The organism is Allobaculum sp. (assembly GCF_047010065.1).
GTDB classification, from domain to species: Bacteria; Bacillota_I; Bacilli_A; order Erysipelotrichales; family Erysipelotrichaceae; genus Allobaculum; species Allobaculum fili.
Genome location: NZ_JBKXLD010000012.1, coordinates 1 through 20,763 on the forward strand (window position 1 = coordinate 1; position 20,763 = coordinate 20,763).

The 20,763-nt window shown below is 48.9% G+C and carries 20 protein-coding genes; 7 read left to right on the plus strand and 13 right to left on the minus strand.

Features of this window, described 5'->3' with window-relative positions:
- Positions 1-138 precede the first annotated feature (138 nt).
- Entirely contained in the window at positions 139-870 is a 732-nt protein-coding gene (locus tag ACLUYS_RS02050) for a sensor histidine kinase (protein ID WP_412658836.1), read from the minus strand.
- A 66-nt stretch (positions 871-936) separates the two neighbouring features.
- On the opposite strand from ACLUYS_RS02050, the gene ACLUYS_RS02055 reads away from it, so the two are divergent.
- Positions 937-1,104: a hypothetical protein gene (locus ACLUYS_RS02055; RefSeq protein ID WP_242743812.1), complete on the plus strand. Its 168-nt coding sequence runs from the start codon at positions 937-939 to the stop codon at positions 1,102-1,104.
- 29 nt (positions 1,105-1,133) lie between these two features.
- On the opposite strand, the gene ACLUYS_RS02060 is transcribed toward ACLUYS_RS02055, so the two are convergent.
- From ACLUYS_RS02060 to ACLUYS_RS02080, 5 genes are all read right to left on the minus strand, one after another.
- Positions 1,134-1,961, minus strand: a complete 828-nt coding sequence (locus ACLUYS_RS02060) for a hypothetical protein (RefSeq protein WP_412658838.1) — start codon at positions 1,959-1,961, stop codon at positions 1,134-1,136.
- On the minus strand, positions 1,958-2,698 hold the full coding sequence (locus ACLUYS_RS02065; RefSeq protein ID WP_230267096.1) for a winged helix-turn-helix domain-containing protein: 741 nt from the start codon (positions 2,696-2,698) through the stop codon (positions 1,958-1,960). Before ACLUYS_RS02065 ends, ACLUYS_RS02060 begins: the two co-directional genes overlap by 4 nt.
- A gap of 320 nt (positions 2,699-3,018) precedes the next feature.
- Positions 3,019-4,767: a Na/Pi cotransporter family protein gene (locus tag ACLUYS_RS02070; protein WP_230267097.1), complete on the minus strand. Its 1,749-nt coding sequence runs from the start codon at positions 4,765-4,767 to the stop codon at positions 3,019-3,021.
- A 3-nt stretch (positions 4,768-4,770) separates the two neighbouring features.
- Positions 4,771-5,001: a hypothetical protein gene (locus ACLUYS_RS02075; RefSeq protein WP_288339088.1), complete on the minus strand. Its 231-nt coding sequence runs from the start codon at positions 4,999-5,001 to the stop codon at positions 4,771-4,773.
- Between the two features lie 245 nt (positions 5,002-5,246).
- Complete coding sequence (locus ACLUYS_RS02080; RefSeq protein WP_412658840.1) at positions 5,247-5,885, minus strand: bifunctional 4-hydroxy-2-oxoglutarate aldolase/2-dehydro-3-deoxy-phosphogluconate aldolase; 639 nt, start codon at positions 5,883-5,885, stop codon at positions 5,247-5,249.
- Positions 5,886-6,566: 681 nt separating this feature from the next.
- Here ACLUYS_RS02080 and uxaC point away from each other — a divergent pair.
- Complete coding sequence (uxaC, locus tag ACLUYS_RS02085) at positions 6,567-7,982, plus strand: glucuronate isomerase (RefSeq protein ID WP_412658842.1); 1,416 nt, start codon at positions 6,567-6,569, stop codon at positions 7,980-7,982.
- 195 nt (positions 7,983-8,177) lie between these two features.
- Here uxaC and ACLUYS_RS02090 read toward each other — a convergent pair whose 3' ends face one another.
- A complete protein-coding gene (locus ACLUYS_RS02090) occupies positions 8,178-8,597 on the minus strand; it encodes a MerR family DNA-binding protein (RefSeq protein WP_367614376.1) in 420 nt (139 codons plus the stop codon).
- 12 nt (positions 8,598-8,609) lie between these two features.
- Positions 8,610-8,714 (minus strand): MerR family DNA-binding transcriptional regulator, encoded by a 105-nt coding sequence (locus ACLUYS_RS02095; RefSeq protein WP_230267101.1) that lies wholly within the window; start codon positions 8,712-8,714, stop codon positions 8,610-8,612.
- Positions 8,715-8,791: 77 nt separating this feature from the next.
- Between ACLUYS_RS02095 and ACLUYS_RS02100 the strand changes: the two genes are divergently transcribed.
- Entirely contained in the window at positions 8,792-9,778 is a 987-nt protein-coding gene (locus tag ACLUYS_RS02100; protein WP_412658844.1) for an alpha/beta hydrolase, read from the plus strand.
- Positions 9,779-10,264: 486 nt separating this feature from the next.
- On the opposite strand, the gene ACLUYS_RS02105 is transcribed toward ACLUYS_RS02100, so the two are convergent.
- The gene (locus tag ACLUYS_RS02105; protein ID WP_412658845.1) at positions 10,265-11,155 is read right to left on the minus strand and encodes a helix-turn-helix domain-containing protein; all 891 of its coding nucleotides are present in this window, start codon (positions 11,153-11,155) and stop codon (positions 10,265-10,267) included.
- 308 nt (positions 11,156-11,463) lie between these two features.
- Here ACLUYS_RS02105 and uxuA point away from each other — a divergent pair, with 308 nt between their 5' ends.
- The 3 genes from uxuA to ACLUYS_RS02120 all read left to right on the plus strand — a co-directional run bounded on the left by uxuA (position 11,464) and on the right by ACLUYS_RS02120 (position 15,779).
- Entirely contained in the window at positions 11,464-12,588 is a 1,125-nt protein-coding gene (gene uxuA, locus ACLUYS_RS02110) for a mannonate dehydratase (protein ID WP_412658846.1), read from the plus strand.
- Between the two features lie 395 nt (positions 12,589-12,983).
- Positions 12,984-14,597 (plus strand): mannitol dehydrogenase family protein, encoded by a 1,614-nt coding sequence (locus ACLUYS_RS02115; RefSeq protein WP_412658847.1) that lies wholly within the window; start codon positions 12,984-12,986, stop codon positions 14,595-14,597.
- 144 nt (positions 14,598-14,741) lie between these two features.
- Entirely contained in the window at positions 14,742-15,779 is a 1,038-nt protein-coding gene (locus ACLUYS_RS02120) for a sugar kinase (protein WP_288339094.1), read from the plus strand.
- Positions 15,780-16,246: 467 nt separating this feature from the next.
- Here ACLUYS_RS02120 and ACLUYS_RS02125 read toward each other — a convergent pair whose 3' ends face one another.
- Together ACLUYS_RS02125 and ACLUYS_RS02130 are read right to left on the minus strand one after the other, a co-directional pair.
- On the minus strand, positions 16,247-16,984 hold the full coding sequence (locus tag ACLUYS_RS02125) for a metallophosphoesterase family protein (protein ID WP_412658850.1): 738 nt from the start codon (positions 16,982-16,984) through the stop codon (positions 16,247-16,249).
- Positions 16,985-17,009: 25 nt separating this feature from the next.
- A complete protein-coding gene (locus ACLUYS_RS02130) occupies positions 17,010-17,789 on the minus strand; it encodes a Cof-type HAD-IIB family hydrolase (RefSeq protein WP_230267108.1) in 780 nt (259 codons plus the stop codon).
- A gap of 82 nt (positions 17,790-17,871) precedes the next feature.
- Between ACLUYS_RS02130 and ACLUYS_RS02135 the strand changes: the two genes are divergently transcribed.
- On the plus strand, positions 17,872-18,252 hold the full coding sequence (locus ACLUYS_RS02135; RefSeq protein ID WP_412658851.1) for a hypothetical protein: 381 nt from the start codon (positions 17,872-17,874) through the stop codon (positions 18,250-18,252).
- A 118-nt stretch (positions 18,253-18,370) separates the two neighbouring features.
- Here the strand turns inward: ACLUYS_RS02135 and ACLUYS_RS02140 are convergent, their stop codons facing one another.
- Positions 18,371-19,072, minus strand: a complete 702-nt coding sequence (locus ACLUYS_RS02140) for a phospholipase D-like domain-containing protein (protein ID WP_412658853.1) — start codon at positions 19,070-19,072, stop codon at positions 18,371-18,373.
- Positions 19,073-19,197: 125 nt separating this feature from the next.
- Positions 19,198-20,763 carry a recombinase family protein gene (locus ACLUYS_RS02145; RefSeq protein ID WP_412658855.1) on the minus strand — a complete coding sequence of 522 codons (1,566 nt, stop codon included), beginning with the start codon at positions 20,761-20,763 and terminating at the stop codon, positions 19,198-19,200.

The following is a 20,763-nucleotide window of genomic DNA, read 5'->3' on the forward strand; positions in this document are numbered from 1 at the left end:
AGCGTATCTAATATTCAGTCTCGCGTATACCCGTCGATTGTTTGACACTTACAAAAAAATCGAAAAACCGCCGCAAAAAAAGTTCTGCCCGTCGATTGCGAGGGACAGAACTTTTCTTCTGGTCTCAATTGTTCGGAATCAGTACAGAATGTCGTCTTCCGGCTTCCAGCGCGGAATTTCCACCAAGAAGCGGCTTCCCTTTCCCGGCTGGGAATCCAGACGAATCGTTCCGGAAAGCTTCTCGAGGGTATGTTTTACAATCGCCAGACCAAGACCGGTTCCCGTTTTCGATCGGGAAGGGTCGGCGGTAAAAAAGCGTTCAAAAATTCGATCCTGCAGACTTTCGTCAATGCCCGGCCCGTCATCGGCCACTTCGACCAGGGCGGTATTCGCGTCCAGTACGGATACGCAAACCTGAATATGCCCGTTTTCAAAGCCGTAGCGGATCGCGTTTTCCATCAGATTTTTCAGGATCCGTTCCAGATCTGTGCGGGTGGCGCAGACATCCACTGATGCACCGGTGCATTCGATCGTCATCGATTTCAGATCCGCTGCGCTTTTCAGATTTTCACTGATCTCTTTGGCCGCCCCATACAGATCGGATTTGGGATTGCCTTCTTTTCTTTCGTTTTCCAGCCGGGAAAGCGTAATGATGTCGCTGACCATTTCCGTCATACGACGGGATTCCTTAAGAATGTAGCCAAGGAATCTGGATTCGTCTTCCTTGCGGACCATGCCGCTGGCCAGAAGTTCTGCGCTTGAGGAAATCGTCTGCAGCGGCGTTTTGAGCTCATGCGTGACGTTGGCTGTAAACTCCTGACGGCGCATCGCTGCCTGCTGGCGGTCCGTAATATCCAGAGCGAGAACCATGGCGCCGATCACTTCCTGATTTTTCCAGATCGGCTGGGCTTCCAGCGAATAGATTTTTCCTTTTTTATGCCGAAGTTCCTTCAGGCTTTCTCCTGCCAGCGCGCACTGAATGAGCTGACGGAGCTGACGGCTGTGACCGTACAGATCAATACCGTCTTCCGTTTTCAGCCTTCCTTTCGGTTTGGCTTTCCCTTCGGCGGTCTGTTCTCCTGCCTGGGTGTACTGATCGTTTAAAGGATCAAGATTTTGAGCTGCTGCATACGCTACGTTTCCAGCCTTTGTTTTTTTTTCTGCATGGGCAGAGCGAAAATCTCACGGGCTGCCTGATTGATCAGCGTTGCCCGTCCCGTTTTCCAGACCATGATCAGCCCTTCATCCATCGAATCGCTCAGCGCATCAAATTCCATCTGGCTTTCTTCGAGCGCGTCAATCTGCTCGGCAATTTGCCGGTTGTTTTCATCCAGACGTTCCAGAAGCGGACGAAGCTGTTCATACGGAATGTTTTCCAGCGGTTTCGCGGGATCGATGGCATTGATCGGGGTCACGATGTGCCGCGATAAAAGGCGAGCCAGAATATAGCTGAGAAGCAGCAGAAGCGGAATCAGAATCAGAACCGGCATGACCATCTGTCCAAAAAGCATGATCAGCGAGGAATGGGTCTGGGACAGCCGGAGAATTCTTCCGTTGGCCAGACGCATGGCTGCGTTGTACGTTTCCGTATTCGATGTCGAGGAGTGACGAATCGAAAATCCCTTGCCGCTTTCTCTGGCTTCGGCGATTTCTTCACGGTCCTTATGATTGCTCTCGTGGGCGATATTTAAGGAATCGTAGACGACTTCCCCGTCTGGATCGATCAGACACAGCCGCAGGTCGCCCTGGTTGAACAGCTCAAAATCTTCATCCAGAAGATCGATCTGTTCCTGCACGTCCGATCGGTTGAGTACCGAAGCGACCCGGGCGGTTTCGCTGTCGAGATTGCCAATCTGTTCGTCTACAAAGCCGCGATACATGATCCGTACCGAGATGAGAACCGCCAGAGAGAGCACGAGAAGACAGGCGCCGAAAATCGACTGAAAGATTTTGCGCGTCATGCGTCTTCCCTCATGCGATAGCCGATCCCGCGTACCGTTTCGATTCGATCGCCTTCCCAGAGCAGCTTGCTGCGAAGGGATCGAATGTGAACGTCCACCGTCCGCGTTTCGCCCGCAAAATCCGTTTTCCATACTTCATAAAGAAGATCGTCACGGCTGAACGCTTTTCGCGGATGTTCCAGAAAAAGGGCGAGCAGATCAAATTCCTTGCGGGACAGCTCGAGTTCGATTTTCCTGTCTTCGCCTGGTTTTCCCTCCGCTTCCTTCTTTTCCAGCCACGCTTTATGACTCGAAGGATCGAGGCGGATATCCCCCAGCGCTAGAATCGAATTTTTCTTTTCGGCAGAACCCGCATTCTGACAGCGGCGCAGGACCGCTTTGATCCGGGCAACCATTTCCATCATTCCAAAGGGCTTGACCAGATAGTCGTCCGCTCCATATTCAAACGCTTTGACCTTGTCGCTTTCCCGCCCTTTGGCGGTCGTCATAATGACCGGAATCTGTGCGGTGTCCGGATTTTGGCGCAGCTGCTGCAAAATCGTCAGGCCATCGCTCTGCCATAACATGATATCCAGCAGCACGAGATCCGGTTTTGTCTCGGCTTCGTTCATCGCCTGCCAGAACGCTGCGCCGTCTTCAAATCCCTCGGCGTCAAATCCGCAGGATTTCAGGGTGTAGATCAGAATATCTCGAATACTGGTTTCGTCTTCGACGCACCAAATACGGTTTTGTTCCATTTTTCCTCCTTTGCCCCGAAACAGGACGGGCTGTTCTGCATTCTTGCAGATCGAAAGCGTACAGATTTGCTTTGTATAAACACGGGTAGAGAGAAATCGCATTTGCGCGAATCCAGAACCGATCTATTTCTCAGTATAAAGCGTATGGTAAACGGCCATGGGCAGAGAGCCGTCCGGCTTTCCGTTGAGCGGGTTCATAACGTGCAAAAGCACTTTCCCAAAGGTGAGAAAGTGCAGAGAAACGGATCCAGTACGGCGTATTCTTTCAGATCCGATTCAGATATACGGTTTTATTCTTTGTGGAACCGGTTTATATGATTTCAGCGTTCGATGCGCACGAGGGCACAGGACGCCGGCGATGCGGAAGAAACCAGTCCAGCAGAATCTGCGCTCGCTCCGAGCTCCGGCTGACGATGCAGAGTATTCTGCCAGGCATCTTCATCGGCCAGACGCAGGGTACGCAGGGCGATCTGTTCGTAACACTCTGCAGCATCGAAGAACAGCCAGCTCGTTTCGGCATGTTCCTTATTTTTCTGTGCCCGCTGGAAATGGGCGCGCCGGCGTTCTTCGATATTGGACTGAATGGAAACCACTTCCTGCTGAACGCGCAAAATCGCTTCTTTCGCTTCAGGCGAAGTCTGCATACTCTTTTCCTGGCCGATCTGCAGCCGAAAGAGCGCTTCTTTACACAGTGTGGAGAGCGTATTGATATCTTCTTTCATCGATTCACTGAGGGCGTGATCGCCCAGAGAATCTTCTTTCATCGTACCGATCGCAATGCAGTTCATGGCAATCTGGTGCAGGTCTCTGGCGGAAAGCAGAATGCGCTGCAGCTGTTTCTGCTCGGATTCGTTCAGTGTCTGTAAATCGACGCCGCTGCAGTATTCCTTGACCTTGATGCAGTCGGCAAGAATTTTCGCACCCTTTTCGTGGAGCTTGCCGTTGTCTTTCGAATCGATCAGCACTTCCCGGGAAAGATCAATTAACGAGAGGCATTTGCCTTTCAGAACGTCGAGCTGGGCGAACAGAGCCTGAATCGCCGCATTCGGAATGGACTGCAGACGCGGATCGAGCAGAGCGGCGGAATGCTTTTTCTGGTGCTTGGCCGGATTGATCAGAATTTTGGAAAGTTCCACAAGCTGCTTTCGAAACGGAAACAGAATGGCCGTTACCGCCACGTTAAAGCCGGTATGGAACAGCGCAAGCGAAGACGAACTGACCCCGGCCATCATAAGCGACGGCTGGAACATGAAAAATACCACCGCGGCAGCGCCGACAATGAGTGCCCCGATCACGTTGAATTCGAGATGAATCATCGCGGCGCGCTTCGCGTTCGTATCGCCGGAAAGCGAAGAAAGCAGAGCGGTCACGCAGGTACCGATGTTCTGACCTAACGCGATAAATACGGCAGAACCCCAGTTGACCGCGCCGGCCATAGCCATCGTCTGCAAAATACCCATCGAAGCCGAAGAAGACTGAATGATGGCAGTAACGCCAACGCCGGCCAGAACGCCGAGCAGCGGATTCGATCCGAGCACTTCAAACACTTTGGTGAAAACCGGCGAATCGGCATAGGGCGTAATCGATCCGGACATCGACGAAAGCCCCAGAAACAAAATGCCAAAGCCGATCAGAATTTTGCTTCCGTCCTTAAGACGGCTCGATTTGACCGTCATAGAAAGAATGACACCGCTCATGAGCAGAATCGGGGCAATCATTTCCGGTTTGAGAAAGGAAGCCCACTCGCCCATCGAGACGATCCATCCGGTCATGGTCGTACCAATATTAGCGCCCATGATGACCGTGCACGCCTGGGTCAGCGACATCAGCGATGCGTTTACAAAACCGACGACCATAACCGTCGTTGCGGAAGAAGACTGAATGATGGCGGTCACGAGCGCGCCGGCCAGCAGACCCATCAGTGGATTTTTAGTCAGCGATTCGAGCAGGCGCCGGGTCTTGTCGCCCGCGGCTTTCTGCAGGCCTTCGCCCATCAGTTCCATTCCATACAGGAACATCCCCAGACCGCCCGCAAAGAGCAGCAGGGTCTTGATCATTTCTAAATTCATGAATTACACTCCTCGGTCCGCCCGCAGGGCGTCCTTATGACAAGGTAGCTTGTTTTGCGGCGCTCCTTTGTATACAGCACCGTCTGGCTTTTCCTTTTGCCGGCTCTGCGCGTTTTCGCGACAGAGGCGCTGAAGCCGGTCCTGCTTTTTTACGTTGCGATACAGAAGTTCAATGAGCAGAGCACAAAAGCCGATCACAGAAAAGACGACAAGCACGAAGATCATTTCTTTCACCTGGATCCCTCCTTGTACTCCCATAGTAAAAAATCCCCATTTTCGGCTCTATCTGCGTTTGGAAAAGCTTTTGTAAAATCTATGTAAACCCGTAAGCGTTGCGAAGCTGGTTTTTGGACAAAGAGAAAGCTGAGTCTTCCCTGCCTTTTGGCATAAAGAAAAAGACCTTTCCCGGAAATATGGATCCAGAAAAGGTCTTCGTGTTCTTATGGTTCGGTTTTGTATTTACAGGTCTGGTTTAAGGCTTACTTCTTGATTTCGTGGAATTTGTCAGCGGCTTTTTTACAGAGGGCTTCGATTTCGTCGAATTTGCCTTCTTTGATCAGATCCGTTTTAACCATCCAGCTTCCGCCTACGCAGAAGATGCAGTCATCCTTGAGGTAGTCTTCCATGTTCTTTTCGTTGATTCCGCCAGACGGCATGAAGCGCATCATGTTGAACGGAGCAGCGATGTTCTTGATCATTTTCAGACCGCCGGAAGCTTCAGCCGGGAAGAATTTTACTTCGCGCAGACCGAGTACGTAGCACTGCTGAATATCGGTCGGGGTGCAGGTTCCTGGGAGAACCGGTACGTTCTTTTCGATGCAGTATTTTACTACGTCTGCATCAAACGCCGGGGATACGATGAACTGAGCACCAGCTTCGAGAGCTTCGTCAACCATAGCGGTTGTGAGAACGGTTCCGGCACCAACGAGCAGTTCCGGACATTCCTTGCGCATAACGGCAATGGAATCTTTAGCTGCTGCGGTACGGAAGGTTACTTCGGCAGCAGGCAGGCCGCCGGCCAGCAGAGTCTTGCCGAGGGGAGCGGCATCTTTTACATCTTCGAGTACGACAACAGGGATAATTCCGATCTGTTCAAATTTTTCAAACGTTGCATTCATATGGGTCACCTGATTCTTTCTTTATCCAACATCGACAGCCAGCATGGCAAATCACGCCTGCACCGGCTTCGAAAGCCTGTACTAAAAGCCTGTACTAATAGTACATCGTGAACGCGCATAACTTGCCTGATGTGATTGCCGGCTGTATTACGGGCATTGGCAATGTCTGTATTCTACTCATTTCCCTTTTGGAAATTCATCGCATTCTTTGCGTGATGCCTTGAAATTCTTGCGAGAGAAATCCGTGCCCCTTTCAGGCATGGAACGGCCCTTTTATTGTAAGTACCAGCAGACAGGGCAAAAAAAACGCGCTTAAACGTACCCGTATGTATTGTTTTCCTCCTACGCAACGATTGCCGAATTTGTACAGACCGCTCGCTGCCACGACAAAGGAAGGCAAAACGGGCCGTGCGAAAATCGCGTCGATCCGTCAGAAGCCGCTTTGCAAAACGGATGATGTTTCGAATTTTTCCGTTTCCAGTGGACACGTTTTTCAAGAAAGCCTTTCCGAAACGCATTTCAAAAAGGCTTTCCAAACCGTTTTCTGCAGGATGCCCTCGCCGCTGCCGCTTGAAGCGATACACTCGCATCGAGAGATCTTATGTCTGAAGGTGCGGATCGTTTCAAGCGCAGCAAGGAATGCTGTACCCGATTTCGAATTACGAATTAAAGGAGTTCACTATGAAAAAATTTATGGATGAAGACTTCCTGCTGGAAACTCCGGAAGCCAGACATCTTTTCCATGACTTTGCCGAGCAGATGCCGGTTGTGGATTACCACTGCCACATCAATCCGCAGGAAATTTACGAAGACCGTCAGTTTGACAATATCGCTCAGGTATGGCTGGGCGGCGACCACTACAAATGGCGCCAGATGCGTTCCAACGGCATCGATGAAAAATTCATCACCGGCGACGCATCGGACTGGGAAAAATTCCTCGCCTACGCGAAAACTCTCGACAAGGCGATCGGCAATCCGCTCTACCACTGGTCTCACCTCGAACTTCAGCGCTTCTTTGGCTGCACAGGCGTACTGAGCGAAAAGACCGCGAAAGAGGTATGGGAGCTCTGCAACGAACAGCTCAAGAGCCCGGAAATGTCCGCACGCAACCTGATCAAGAAAGCGAACGTTACCCTGCTTTGCACGACCGACGATCCGATCGACGATCTCAAATGGCACAAGCTGATCAAGGAAGACGAAAGCTTTGACGTGCAGGTTCTTCCCGCCTGGAGACCGGACCGTGCCGTCAACATCAACAAGGATGACTTCAACAGCTACATCGATCAGCTAGCTGAAGTTTCCAAAATGGAAATCAAAACGTATGCCGATCTGAAAGAAGCGCTCTCCAAGCGTCTGGAATTCTTCGCTGCCAACGGCTGCTCCGTATCCGACCACGGTCTGGACTACGTAATGTATGCGCCGGCAAGTGAAGAAGAAGTGGAAGCGATCTTCGCGAAGAAACGAAACGGCGAAGCGCTCAGCACTCAGGAAGCGGATCAGTTCAAGACCGCTCTGGTTGCCGCTCTGGCCAAAGAATACAAAAACCGCGGCTGGGTGATGCAGCTGCACTACGGCTGCCTGCGCAACAACAACACCCCGATGTTTGAAAAGCTTGGCGCCGACACCGGTTACGACTGCATTTCCAACTACACCCCGGCCAGCCAGCTCACCAGTTTCCTCAACCATGTGGAATCCAACGGCGGCCTGCCCAAGACCATTCTTTACTCCCTCAATCCAGCCGATGATGAAATGATCGGCACCGTGATCGGCTGCTTCCAGAACAGCGATGCCATCGGCAAAATCCAGCAGGGTTCTGCATGGTGGTTCAATGACAACAAGAGCGACATGATCAAGCAGATGACTGCCCTGGCCAACCTTGGTCTGCTTGGCAACTTCATCGGCATGCTCACCGACTCCCGCAGCTTCCTTTCCTACCCGCGTCATGAATACTTCCGCCGCATTCTTTGCAACCTCGTTGGCGGATGGGTAGAAAACGGCGAGTTCCCGGCAGACGATGATCTGCTTGCTCCGATCATCAAAGGCATCTCCTACAACAACACCCTTCGCTACTTCGGCTTCGATCTCGAACAGAAGTAATCAGAAGAAATCAAAGGGAGTTTTCGCTCCATCCAAACTGCAGACGGACTGAATCTCACCCCATATAAACGAAACGGCTCGCATTTTTGCGGGCCGTTTTTCTGTATTTTCCTGTTCTAATTGGTTCTGGACTTGCCGGTTTCTGCTTTTCCCCTTTCGCCTTTTCCAGTCTGCGGTTTGGTTCAAAGCTGTCTTTTAACTGTATTCGACAGTTTCCGCGTCTAAAACTGAAACGACGGAGGTTTCCTCTGGTTTGCCCTGTCCTGGGAGGTTCATGAATTCCTGTCCATGACTGTTTTCATAATACGTACGGACTTCTTCGGACAGCTGATCGGGAATCATAGCTTTTACCGCTTCTTCACTGCCGAGTTCCTGAGCCATCTCGTAATACCAGCACTTGAACTGAATCATGTTCATTTCCTGCTGAAGTTCAGCGATTTTCTCTTCCAGTACGCTTCTTCGCTTTTCAAAAAGCGCTTTGCGTTTTGCGAACGTTTTGCTTCCCTGTCCAGCCATCTCCATGAACGTCTGAATGTCCCGAATTTCCAGTCCGCTCGCTTTCAGGCACTGAATGACGCGAATCGATTCAATATTCTCTTCTGAAAATGAACGGATTCCATTGGTCTTTTACAGATTCGGAATCAGGTTTTGCCGGTCATAATAGTGCCGCGTGGAAATTGGTATCCCAAACATTGCGCTGACCTGTCCAATCGATGCTTCTGTCTTTTTCATTTTTCGAGTGCTTCCTCCTTGAGCTGAAGTCAGGTTCAGGGTATACCCTTTGCTCGTCATCATACAAGGAGGAACTTATGAACACAGTATCCAGTACTGAACTGACGCTTACCGAAGACTGGGACAAAGTCTTCCCAGAAAGCGATCGCGTAAACCATCATAAAGTCGTCTTTCCAAACCGTTACGGCATCCTTCTGGCTGCCGACGTCTATGAACCGAAGACGGCAGAGAGAAAACTGCCTGCCATTGCCATCAGCGGCCCATTTGGGGCGGTGAAAGAACAGGCCTCTGGACTGTACGCGCAGAAACTTGCCGAAATGGTCTATTGCACCCTGGCCTTTGATCCGTCCTTTACCAAAGAAAGCGGCGGCTTCCCGCGTCGTGTGGCTTCCCCGGATATCAATACGGAAGACTTCAGTACCGCCGTTGACTTCCTGTCCAATACCGACAAAGTCGATCCAGAAAGGATCGGCATTCTTGGCATTTGCGGATTTGGCGGTATGGCGTTAAATGCCGCCAGCAATGATCCCCATATCAAAGCTGCCGTAACGAGCACGATGTACAACATGTCCGAAAATATTTCGAAAGGCTACTTCGACACGGAAGATTCCAAAGAAGCACGCAACGCGAAACGTGCCGCGATCGCAAGACAGAGAACGATCGATTTTAAAAACCGTGACCAGAAACGCGGCGGCGGTGTCGTCAATCCCGTTCCCACAGATGCACCGCAGTTTATAAAGGATTATCACGACTACTACAAGACGCCGCGAGGCTATCACCCCCGTTCCGGCAACTGTACCGACGGCTGGAACGTGACCGGTACAGCTTCCTTTCTGAATATGCGGCTTAATACGTATATTGATGAAATTGAAGCCCCTGTCCTTCTGATCCATGGAGAAAAGGCGCATTCCCTGTCCTATTCCAAAGAAGCGTACTCGCATCTCAAAGGGGAGAACAAGGAGCTTCTGATTATTCCAGGCGCCTCCCATACCGATCTGTACGATCAGATGGCTATCATTCCGTTCGCGAAAATCGACGAATTTTATACGAACGCCTTCCGCTAGAGCGGATCGCCTTCGTTTATCCCTGCTCTTTTTAATATTTCTTAATCCGTATCTCGATTCCATAATCCGAATATCGCATCTCGCCTTTCTCTTTTTCTATATTCCCTATTCCATATTCCATATTCCGCATTCCGTATTCCGTATTCCGCACCCTGTATTTCCGCCGAATTTTCAAAATGGGAATGGAGAAATTCAAAGCCGGTCTTCTGAAGCCGTTTTGCTCACGAAGACCGGCTTTTCCTTTTTGCAAGAGAGGAAAGACATAATCAAAAAGCGGAAAGGAAACCAGCCGAAAACTGAATGTCCTGTGTAGTCCGTACTGTGAGCTGACTGGGCAGTTCTCTTTCGGGCAATAAAAAAGATGAATCCCTGTCTTTGCCCTGCAAAATAAAGCAGTAAGGATAGTTATTCATCACATTAGTACAGATTTTCAAACCGATCTATACTTGAAAAGGATTAAGTCAGTATATTGCACCCACGCCGGTATTATTTGGCTGTTTCGGCTTCCTGATCCAGTTTCTGAGTCTGGGTTTTCATGGCATCGAGGCGTTTGTAGCGATCGATCTGTTCTGCTCTCCATTTGGACGGCGACATGCCGAATTCTCTGTAAAACGCCCGATAGAAACTCGAATATTCTTCAAAGCCGCAGTCCACGGCTGCCTTATTCAGATCATCGCCGGCCATAACGGCTGCCGATGCCGCTTTCAGACGTTTTTTCAGAACATACTGATGGATGGTCGTTCCCATGGAAGAACGGAAAAGATGGGACAGATGGTACTTCGAAACAAAGAAACGCGAAGCCAGCGCATCGAGCGAAAGGTCATCGCCCAGATGATCGTCAATATAGGAAAGCAGTCCGGAAACGAGAACGTTCTGCCGATCGGGTTGAACCTGCGCGGTGAAGTCAAAGAAATAACGGCTCCACCACAGCAGCAGAATCTCAAGCGAGCAGTCCTGGATTTCGCGGGATCCAAACCCGAATCGAACCTGTTCTTCCAGAATGGCGCTGATCAGGCTGCAGAGGGTCGAGAAAATCGCGAACTCGAAATGCTTCACATAGTTTCTCGTACTGCGGCAGGCATCAAACAGTTTTTTGAAGTCATCGCTCTTGGTACAGAGCTCGTCGACATAGTCTTTGGAAAGCCATATGACAAAGCGCTCATGGGAAACGCTTGGATCAATGGCGTTTTCATGAACTAGTCCAGGCGGAATGAGCGCCGTATCGCCGTTGCGGCAGATGTATTCCTTGCCTGCGATATTCATTCGAACCTTGCCGGAGAGAAAAACGGTCAGTTCGAAAAAGTCGTGCTTATGCACTTCCACATGCGAAAGCGATTTATCGCTGTAGTAGTAAACCTCATAACGCGGTTTCTGCATCGTTTGCCTCTTAGAAAAGGGGGTAGATAGGTTTTTCTTCATACCCCAAGTATAAGTCCGACTTTATTTTGGGATCATTCCGTGCTCACGCAATTTTTGCAAAGTACAACTCAAATTTAGAAATACCCTGAAATAAACCGGATTCCTATAATAAACATCGTTAAACAGATGATAAATCTCAGCAATGAAAGCCCATTCCAGAAATTTCAGATTTCCCCGTTAAAAAGGTCTAGAAAAAAAATGGAATTGTATTTCTCATTGCCAGCAGAAAAACAGACAGCCGCTAAGGCTGCCAGGAGGATATACACATGGAAATGACACTTAGATGGTACGGACCTGGTCATGACACGGTTACCCTTGAACAGATCCGCCAGATCCCGGGCGTTACCGGCGTAATCACTACGCTCTACGACAAGAAACCTGGCGAAGTCTGGACACGCGAAGAAATCCGCGACCTGAAAAAAATCGTTGAAGATGCCGGTCTCAACCTGTCCGGTATCGAATCGGTAAACGTTGCCGACGAAATCAAATACGCTGGTCCAAACCGCGATCAGCTGATCGACAACTACATCGAAACGCTGAAGAACCTCGGTGAAGAAGGCATCCACCTCGTATGCTACAACTTCATGCCTGTGTTCGACTGGACACGTACAGAACTCGCTCGTAAAAGAGCAGACGGTTCAACGGTTCTCGCTTACGCCCAGGAAGCTGTAGACAACCTGAACCCGGAAGAAATGTTTGAATCCGTAGCCGGCGACATGAACGGAACCGTTATGCCAGGCTGGGAACCAGAACGTATGGCAATCGTTAAGGATCTCTTCGAAAAATACAAAAACGTTGACGAAGAAACTCTGCGCGAAAACCTGATCTACTTCCTCAACCGCATCATGCCGGTATGCGATCAGTACAACATCGACATGGCGATTCATCCAGATGATCCGGCATGGCCAATCTTCGGTCTGCCCCGCATCATCACTTCCAAGGAAAACATCCTGAAAGTTATGAACGCTGTAGACAACCCGCACAACGGTGTAACCTTCTGCGCTGGTTCCTACGGAACTTCCCTGAAAAACGACCTGCCGGATATGATCCGCTCCCTCCCGGGACGCATCCACTTCGCGCACGTAAGAAACCTGAAGTTCAACTCCGAGGATGATTTCGAAGAAGCTGCACATCTTTCCACAGACGGCAACTTCGACATGTACGAAATCGTAAAAGCCCTCCACGACATCGGCTTCGACGGACCGATCCGTCCGGACCACGGCCGCATGATCTGGGGCGAAATCGGCATGCCAGGCTACGGTCTGTATGACCGCGCGCTCGGTGCAACCTACATCAACGGCCTCTGGGAAGCGGTTGACAAATCCGAAGCCAGAGACCATGCGGATGTAAAAGGCGCCAACGCCGACGCTCTTGCAAAACTTTCCAAGTAAGTTTTCGCAGGACGCAAAGTGAACATCACCCCCATGGTGTTCCCGCTTGAAATTTGAACCGCCCGATCTGGATCCGCACAGGCCCCCGTCGAAACTTACTCGAACTGTACAGATAAGGATCCAGACAATAGAAACCGAACAAAAGCTTTGAAATGGTCACCTCGCCCAAACCGTCTGAGCGCTCGATCGATGCGCAGCAGCCATCAGAGGAACACGTTTTAAACCAGGAACAGAACCGGCCTTCCCCCAATTTGGGCAGCTTCTGAACCTGTCTCTTTGAAGGAAGCGATCGCGTATCGCTTCCTTCCTGCATTGCCATTTGCCGATAGCCGTTCCAGACCAGATCGTGATTTGTGTCTGGGAACGGTCTGCCGGCTTGGAAAGAAGGATTACCAATGAAACTTAATCTTGAAGGAATTCAGGACCGTAAAGCCTGGGAAGAAAAAGGCTACAACCTGCCTGAATTCAATATCACTGAAGTTCATGAAAACACCCGTAAAGAGCCGACCTGGATCCATTTCGGTGCCGGAAACCTGTTCAAGGCTTTCCACACCCGTCTGACCCAGGAACTGCTCAACCAGGGCAAAATGGACAAAGGCATTATTGCCGCTGAAGGTTTCGACTACGAAATCGTTGAAAAAATGAACTGGCCGCACGACAGCCTTTCTCTGGTCGTAACGCTGAAATCCGACGGAACCATCGACAAGGACGTTGTGGCTTCCGTTGCTGAATCCCTTGTTCTCGACGAAACAAACAAAGAACAGTTCGATCGTCTCAAGGAAATCTTCAAAGCGCCTTCCCTGCAGATGGCCAGCTTCACCATTACCGAAAAAGGCTACTCGCTCACCAATGCGAAAGGCGAAATCCTGCCGGCAATCGCTGCAGACTTCGAAAATGGCCCGGAAAAAGCCGCTTCCTACCTCGGTAAAGTTACTGCTCTGCTCTACGTTCGCTACCAGAACGGCAAACTCCCCCTGGCTATGGTTTCCATGGACAACTGCTCCCATAACGGCGACCGTCTGAAAGATGCCATCCTTGCCTACGCAAAAGCCTGGGTTAAAAACGGCAAAGCCGAACAGGACTTTGTAGACTACCTCGAAAACCCGAACATGGTTTCCTTCCCCTGGACCATGATCGACAAAATCACTCCGCGTCCTGACGCTGGCGTAGAAAAAATGCTGGCTGCTGATGCCATCGAAGAACTCGAACCGGTTATCACATCCAAGAACACCTACGTTGCTCCGTTCACGAACGCGGAAGAAACCGAATACCTCGTAATCGAAGACTCCTTCCCGAACGGCCGTCCGGCTCTCGACGAAGGCGGAATCATCTACACCGACCGCGACACGGTTGAAAAAGTAGAAAAGATGAAGGTTACCACCTGTCTGAACCCGCTGCATACCGCTCTGGCTGTATACGGCTGCCTGCTTGGCTATGACAAGATCAGCGAAGAAATGAAAGACGAAGATCTGACCAAACTGATCTCCGGCATCGGCTACACCGAAGGTCTGCCTGTAGTTGTAAACCCAGGCGTACTCGATCCGAAAGAATTCATCGATACCGTAATCAACGTTCGTTTCCCGAACCCGTTCATGCCGGATACTCCGCAGCGTATCGCTACCGATACTTCGCAGAAACTGGCTGTTCGCTTCGGCGAAACCATCAAGTCCTACCTGCGTGAAAACCGCGACCTGAACGATCTGAACCTGATTCCGCTCGTACAGGCTGGATGGATTCGTTACCTGATGGGTCTCGATGACAACGGAAACGTCTTCGACCTTTCCCCGGATCCACTGATTTCTGAAGTGAAGCCGATCGCCGATCAGCTGAGCCTGGAAGAAGATCAGGATGTAGCGTCCATTATCGAACCGCTGCTCAAAAACGAAAAAATCTTCGGTCTGGATCTGACCGAAACCGTACTCGGCGACAAAGTCGTTAAATACGTAACCGCTCTGACCAACGGCAAAGGCGCAATCCGCAAAACCGTTCACGAAGCGGTAAACAAGTAAGTCCGTCAGGATTTTCTGGAACTATCCAGTTGTGATTCAGCATCGGGCAAGTCTGAATACCTTCTATTGTGTATACTCTAAGCAGACTTGCCCAGTCTGAATCGATTCCCGGCAATGATCCGGTCTGAAATGAGGTTTATAAACATGTCCAACAAAGATAAAGTTGTTACTTTTGGCGAACTGATGCTTCGTCTTGCTCCGGAAGGCTACCTGCGTTTCGTGCAGGCTGACCGTTTCGGAGCAACTTACGGCGGCGGTGAAGCCAATGTAGCTGTATCCCTGGCCAACTACGGTCACGATGCGCACTTCGTTACCAAACTCCCTGTTCACGAAATCGGACAGGCTGCAGTAAACTCTCTGCGCAAATACGGTGTAAACACCGAAGATATCGTTCGCGGCGGCGATCGCGTAGGTATCTACTTTCTTGAAAAAGGTGCTTCTCAGCGTCCTTCCAAAGTCATCTATGACCGTGCAAACTCCGCTATGGCGCTTGCTGATCCAGCTGACTTCAACTGGGATGAAATTCTCAAGGACGTTAAATGGTTCCATACGACAGGAATCACGCCTGCTCTTGGCGACAACGCAGCAGCCATCACCCTGGAAGCTGTTAAGAAATGCCAGGAAAAAGGCATTCCTGTATCCATCGACCTGAACTACCGCAACAAGCTCTGGACAAAAGCCAAAGCCAATGAAGTTATGTCCGAAATCTGCAAATACGTAAACGTATGCATTGCCAACGAAGAAGATGCAAAAGACGTTTTCGGCATTGAAGCAGAAAACACAGACATCACAAGCGGTGCTCTGAACCACGAAGGCTACATCGATGTAGCGAAAAAACTGAAAGACCAGTTCGGTTTCGACAAAGTTGCGATCACCCTGCGTGAGTCCATCAACGCCAACCGCAACCTCTGGTCTGCCATGCTCTTCGACGGCAAAACAGAAACTCCTGTTTTCTCCAAGAAGTATGACCTGAACATCGTTGACCGCGTTGGCGGCGGCGACTCCTTCGGCGGCGGCCTCATCCATGCCCTGATGAGCGACTTCGACGATCAGAAGGCAATCGAATTCGCGGTAGCTGCTTCTGCCCTGAAGCACTCCATCGAAGGCGACTACAACCTTGTCAGCGAAGATGAAGTACTCAAACTCGCTGGCGGAGACGGTTCCGGACGCGTACAGCGCTAATTGCCCGAGCGCAGCGTAAATGGAAGTTTCCACCCTTTCTGTTTCTCATTTGTTAATTTCTCATTTTTCCTTTAATCATCTGCAAGATTTCAATTTAAACCGTCCGGTTTTGCCCGAACCGACGGCTTGCCCTGGACCAATCTGTCCAATCCCGGTCCGATTCGAAAGCTTACGAAATCTCTTGGATTGATTTTGAAAGCTTTCTTTGATCTCCTTTTACGAGGGACTTGTCTGACGGCCTGTTCCCTTTTATATAATTTTTCTCCAGGACTTCTTTCGTTTTGAGTGTGCGAAAGAAGTCCTTTTTGCCTTTGCCCTTCAAAGACGAAAACGGGCGTCCGACTTCTCGCTTTCCAATGAAAAAGCGTGCCGTCCGGCGCCTTTCTGTCTGTTCTTTTAAGGATTCAAATATGGATTCGGGATTCTGATCGAATGAGCTGTAGGTCTGCAGCAGCGATATTCGGGTGCTACTGCTCTTCATAGGCGGACCATTTACGAACGATCCAGCCGCTTTTCATTTCGCGCACCGTGTTGAACAAAGCCGTCTGCTCCCTCCATAAATCGAAATCGACGTGCAGACGGCCAAAATACCAGTGCATATAGGAGACGATGCGCTGAATTTCATCGAGAAAAGTCGTCAGTTCCATCTCGTTTGGATTGACGCTTTTGATGCCAAGCGAGCGGATGGTAGACAGGTAATAAACGGATTGAGACGGTGCGGTATGCGTCAGGATATAATCGACGCAATTTTCGGCCTTTTTCAGATTTTGTCTTGCGTATTCGTATTCCGTCAGACTGGGCATTTCCTGCGGCCACCAGGAAACGCCTTCCTTTCGAAACGCCTGATCCATGGAATGACCGCCGCCAAAGACAAAAATCCGCACCCCTTCGATCTCATACATTTCGCCGCGCATCAAATGAAGAACGTTGTCTCGGAGGACGTGAACGTTTCCGTCATACCGCACTTGCGTCGGATAGTCATTGAGCTGATCAAAGTTTTCATGATTTCCATCGAGAAAAAGAACTGTATAGTTCTGACTGGCCAGATGATCGTAAAAGGCTTCTTCCCCTTCTCTGTCTTCAGCCCAGAAGCCGACGCCAAAATCGCCGCAGACAATCACAGTATCGCCATCGTGTAGAACCGGTTCAATCTGTTCTGTCCATTTGTTCTTTCGCCCATGCGTATCGCCTGTGACATAAATCATAAAAATCTCCACCCGCTGTTTTGTTTTATTCTGGATCGATCAGTCCAAAATGCAGAGCGGCTTTTTCAATGCCGTCGTCTTCGACCGCTGCGGTAACATAGTCGGCGATTTCTCGAATATGGGGTTCCGCATCGCCCATGGCCACACCGATTCCCGCGCTTTCAACCATTTCAAAATCGTTTTCACCGTCCCCAAACGCGATCGTCTCGGACGGATCAATGTGCATTTGGCGCAGATACTCAAGAATGCCGGCTTTCTTTCCGCCTTCTTTCGAAACGATATCCATCGCGTAGTCATTCCAGCGCGTCAGCATGCAGTCCGGCAGTTTAGCGCGCATTTCGTTTTCCATTTCCTTTGGAATAAACGCGATTGCGAGATAAATCGGATTGCCTGTGTATTCGAGGACTTCCGGAACCGGCGTGGAAATCGCCTTTTGCGCAAAGCGGACGTGATCGTTGACGAAACTGATGTAAATCCTCTCTTTTTCCACGAGAACCATCGGAATTTCCTTCGCGTTAAAAAGCTTCAGAATCTTCTCCCTGCTTTCGCCTGTAATGGGATGTTCAAAAAGAACCTGCTTGCCGGCATCGAGAATCAGCTGCCCATTCAGCAGGATGTAGGCATCAAATTTCATATTTCCGATTTTCAGTGCTTCGTATTCGACCATCGAACGGCCCGAAGCAATGACGCAGTGAATGCCCTTTTCCTTCATTTTTTCTACCGTGTCCCTGGCAGACTGCGGTACATCATGAAGCTCGTGCGAAAGCAGTGTTCCATCAATATCAAAAAAAGCGGCTTTTATCATACATAACTCCTTTATCTTTCGGATTTTCCTGCACGGTTTTCCAGAATATCTGAGGCAGGATCTGTCCGAGAAAACGTGCTGATTGTATTGGAACGAACGTTTGTCCTTTCCTAAAAAAGCAGGTGAAAAATTCTGCCGCCATAAAGACGAAAAGAAAACCTGGAATTGTCTTCCAGTTCAAAGCAGAACGGCAAAACGGCTCGGCTTTTTCTGTATTCCGTTTTGCAGTTCCTTTTCTGTTCCTTCTTTTATTTCTTTCCTTTTATTTCTTTCTTATTTCTTTCGCTTATTGCGTAAAGACGCTTTATATTCGGCCAGTGCCTTTTCGTACGGATTGAGCTCTCTTGCCGGACGGGATTCCGGTTTTGTATTGCCGCAGGATGGACCCGGCTTTCTTTGGGCTCTTCTTCCGTTAGCGTTTCCGGCTTTTTCCGGCTTCTTTGTAGCTTTTGGATCTTTCTGAAGCAGTACGAGCGATTCAATGTGGATCGACAGTACAGGAAGTCTGTCATTTTGACCTTTCCGTTTGTGAGAATAAATCAATGCGGATTTTAGGGAAAGCTCTGTTTGTGGGAATAAATCTATCGGGCTAGCTGCTTAAGCTTGATGAACTCGTCTGCAAAAGATTCAGCCGTATTTCTATTGTGATCAATGCTGATAGTTTCTTTATTGTAATTGGCCCGCTTAGTCCAATTGAATGAGCCGTGGATGACGGTATTCAAATCTATAATGCAAAACTTGTCATGCATCAAATTGGGGTACCACGAGTTAATCGAAATTCTATGGGTTGGGAAATTGTCCTCAAGTCTGAAAGCTGCCCGGTCATTAATTTCGTTGTTATCAAGAATGATTTCTACTGTCACTCCCTGTTCCTTTTTTGCGATCAATTCTTTATACAAAGTTTCATTTGTAAACCACGCCATCGCAATCCATATTAGATATTTGGCATCTCGAATCTCGTTTACAATTTTCGATTCAATATCTTCGAAGTGAATTTCCTGAGAAACATCCTCATATTCTTCCCCAGAACCAGGTTTAAAGCGGACGTTCATTAACTCATAGTTACCATCCGGTTCGTAACATTTTTCCGCTTCCCTCAGAATAAAAGGCTGATAATTCTGTAAAACTTCAATATTGTCGATTGAAGTATAAATGTTTAAATACTCACAAAAATAGTTCCATTTGTGATGTGTAAAGTCGCCAGTTTTTTCAAATTCGAATCTGCTCTCTTTCAGCGCATCAGCAATTTCTTTTTTATGATATTCGTACGAAATTTCAATCATTCTGATCAGGTTCTCCTTGAACTGCTTTTCGGTCAATATATTTCCTCCTTCGAATACGCTTCTTCACTAGTGATATTTTTTATTAAACAACAAAAAAGTGCCCTTTTAAACAGGCACTCTATGATCTATCTCTCAATATCAAGGCTGATTCCCGACTTGAACATGAATTCAAATTCGTCGTCATAAACTGTTATTCTTTCAATCATCGTTCTGACCACTCCATCATCATATTCATCCAGAATCGTCAGATGGGTTTTAAGGAAACTTCTCATCTCCTCAATACGTCTTTTGATTTCTTCCTGATTGGCTTTCTCAGTCAGAATGTTTTGCTTTTCTTCCCTTAATCGGTCAATCTCATCAGAAAGTTCGTCATAAGGCTGATGAGAATTAGCCTTTTTTAGCAGTTCGGTCTGCAGATTTTCAAGTTCGTTTTCAATTCTCTCAATTTCGCCATCCCTGCTTGAATAAATAACAGATTCGATATTTGTCTCCAGAATATCCAAAATGTAATCCCTGTTTCCAATTGACTGGTTAATGGCTTCCATCACCGATCGATGAAGCTCTTCTTCCTGAATAATCTCGCCGTTACAGGCTTTGGGGCCACCTTCTACTCTGGTCGCACATTTCCACACAACCGTACGCTTTCCCCTGTTATTCCAGGAAATCCTACGGTAAGTATCTCCGCATTTCGAGCAGAAGACTTTGCCCGATAAGGCATACTTGCTGGAATAGCATCTCCGTTTATTGTCTCTGCCGGCATGAAGGTTGGATCTTCGCAGCATCTCTTCCTGAACCTGCATGAAAAGATTTCTGGGGATGATGGCTTCATGACTGTTTTCGACATAGTACTGAGGAACAATGCCTTTGTTCGCGACTCGTTTCTTATTAAGAACGTCGATTGTATAGGTTTTCTGAAGAAGAGCGTCACCAGCATATTTTTCATTGCACAAGATCCCGCGAACCGTTTCCGCGCGCCATTTTTCTTTACCCGCTCCTGTAAGAATCCCATCCTTCTGCAAGCCGTCTGCGATGTTCTTCAAACTGTATCCGTGAAGGTATTCATAAAAAATCCGTCTGACCACTTCGGCTTCTTTTGGTTCAATGACAAGCTTTCCATCCTCGTCCTTTGTATATCCGAGGAAGCGGTTATGGTTAACCTGGACCTGACCATTCTGATACCGAAACTGCAGTCCAAGCTTGACGTTTTTGCTCAATGATTCTGATTCCTGTTGGGCCAGGCTTGCCATAATGGTCAGCAGAACCTCTCCTTTGGAATCCATCGTATTGATGTTTTCTTTTTCGAAAAAAACCGGAATGTTTTTATCCTTCAGCTGTCTAATGAATTTCAGGCAGTCCAGGGTATTTCTGGCAAAACGGCTGATGGATTTAGTGATGATCATATCGATTCTGCCAAGCATGCAGTCTTCAATCAGGCGGTTGAACTCTTCTCTTTTCTTCGTGTTGGTCCCAGAAATGCCATCATCGGCATAGATTCCAGCAAATTCCCACTCGTCATTTCGGCTGATGAAGCTTTTATAATGCTCCACCTGGGCTTCATAACTTGTAGCCTGTTCATCGCTGTCAGTACTTACTCGACAATAGGCTGCAATCTTCAATTTCGGTCTGGTTTCTTTTGCGACAAGGTTGCCGGTTCTTCTTCTGGCTGGAATAACCGTTACTGTTCTGTTCAT

Bases quoted from the DNA above. Each gene is read 5' to 3' on its own strand.
- ACLUYS_RS02050 (WP_412658836.1), bottom strand. From the start codon at position 870: ATGGTTCTCGCTCTGGATATTACGGACCGCCAGCAGGCAGCGATGCGC.
- ACLUYS_RS02055 (WP_242743812.1), top strand. From the start codon at position 937: ATGCCGAAGTTCCTTCAGGCTTTCTCCTGCCAGCGCGCACTGAATGAG.
- ACLUYS_RS02060 (WP_412658838.1), bottom strand. From the start codon at position 1,961: ATGACGCGCAAAATCTTTCAGTCGATTTTCGGCGCCTGTCTTCTCGTG.
- ACLUYS_RS02065 (WP_230267096.1), bottom strand. From the start codon at position 2,698: ATGGAACAAAACCGTATTTGGTGCGTCGAAGACGAAACCAGTATTCGA.
- ACLUYS_RS02070 (WP_230267097.1), bottom strand. From the start codon at position 4,767: ATGAATTTAGAAATGATCAAGACCCTGCTGCTCTTTGCGGGCGGTCTG.
- ACLUYS_RS02080 (WP_412658840.1), bottom strand. From the start codon at position 5,885: ATGAATGCAACGTTTGAAAAATTTGAACAGATCGGAATTATCCCTGTT.
- uxaC (WP_412658842.1), top strand. From the start codon at position 6,567: ATGAAAAAATTTATGGATGAAGACTTCCTGCTGGAAACTCCGGAAGCC.
- ACLUYS_RS02095 (WP_230267101.1), bottom strand. From the start codon at position 8,714: ATGAAAAAGACAGAAGCATCGATTGGACAGGTCAGCGCAATGTTTGGG.
- ACLUYS_RS02100 (WP_412658844.1), top strand. From the start codon at position 8,792: ATGAACACAGTATCCAGTACTGAACTGACGCTTACCGAAGACTGGGAC.
- ACLUYS_RS02105 (WP_412658845.1), bottom strand. From the start codon at position 11,155: ATGCAGAAACCGCGTTATGAGGTTTACTACTACAGCGATAAATCGCTT.
- uxuA (WP_412658846.1), top strand. From the start codon at position 11,464: ATGGAAATGACACTTAGATGGTACGGACCTGGTCATGACACGGTTACC.
- ACLUYS_RS02115 (WP_412658847.1), top strand. From the start codon at position 12,984: ATGAAACTTAATCTTGAAGGAATTCAGGACCGTAAAGCCTGGGAAGAA.
- ACLUYS_RS02120 (WP_288339094.1), top strand. From the start codon at position 14,742: ATGTCCAACAAAGATAAAGTTGTTACTTTTGGCGAACTGATGCTTCGT.
- ACLUYS_RS02125 (WP_412658850.1), bottom strand. From the start codon at position 16,984: ATGATTTATGTCACAGGCGATACGCATGGGCGAAAGAACAAATGGACA.
- ACLUYS_RS02130 (WP_230267108.1), bottom strand. From the start codon at position 17,789: ATGATAAAAGCCGCTTTTTTTGATATTGATGGAACACTGCTTTCGCAC.
- ACLUYS_RS02140 (WP_412658853.1), bottom strand. From the start codon at position 19,072: ATGATTGAAATTTCGTACGAATATCATAAAAAAGAAATTGCTGATGCG.
- ACLUYS_RS02145 (WP_412658855.1), bottom strand. From the start codon at position 20,763: ATGAACAGAACAGTAACGGTTATTCCAGCCAGAAGAAGAACCGGCAAC.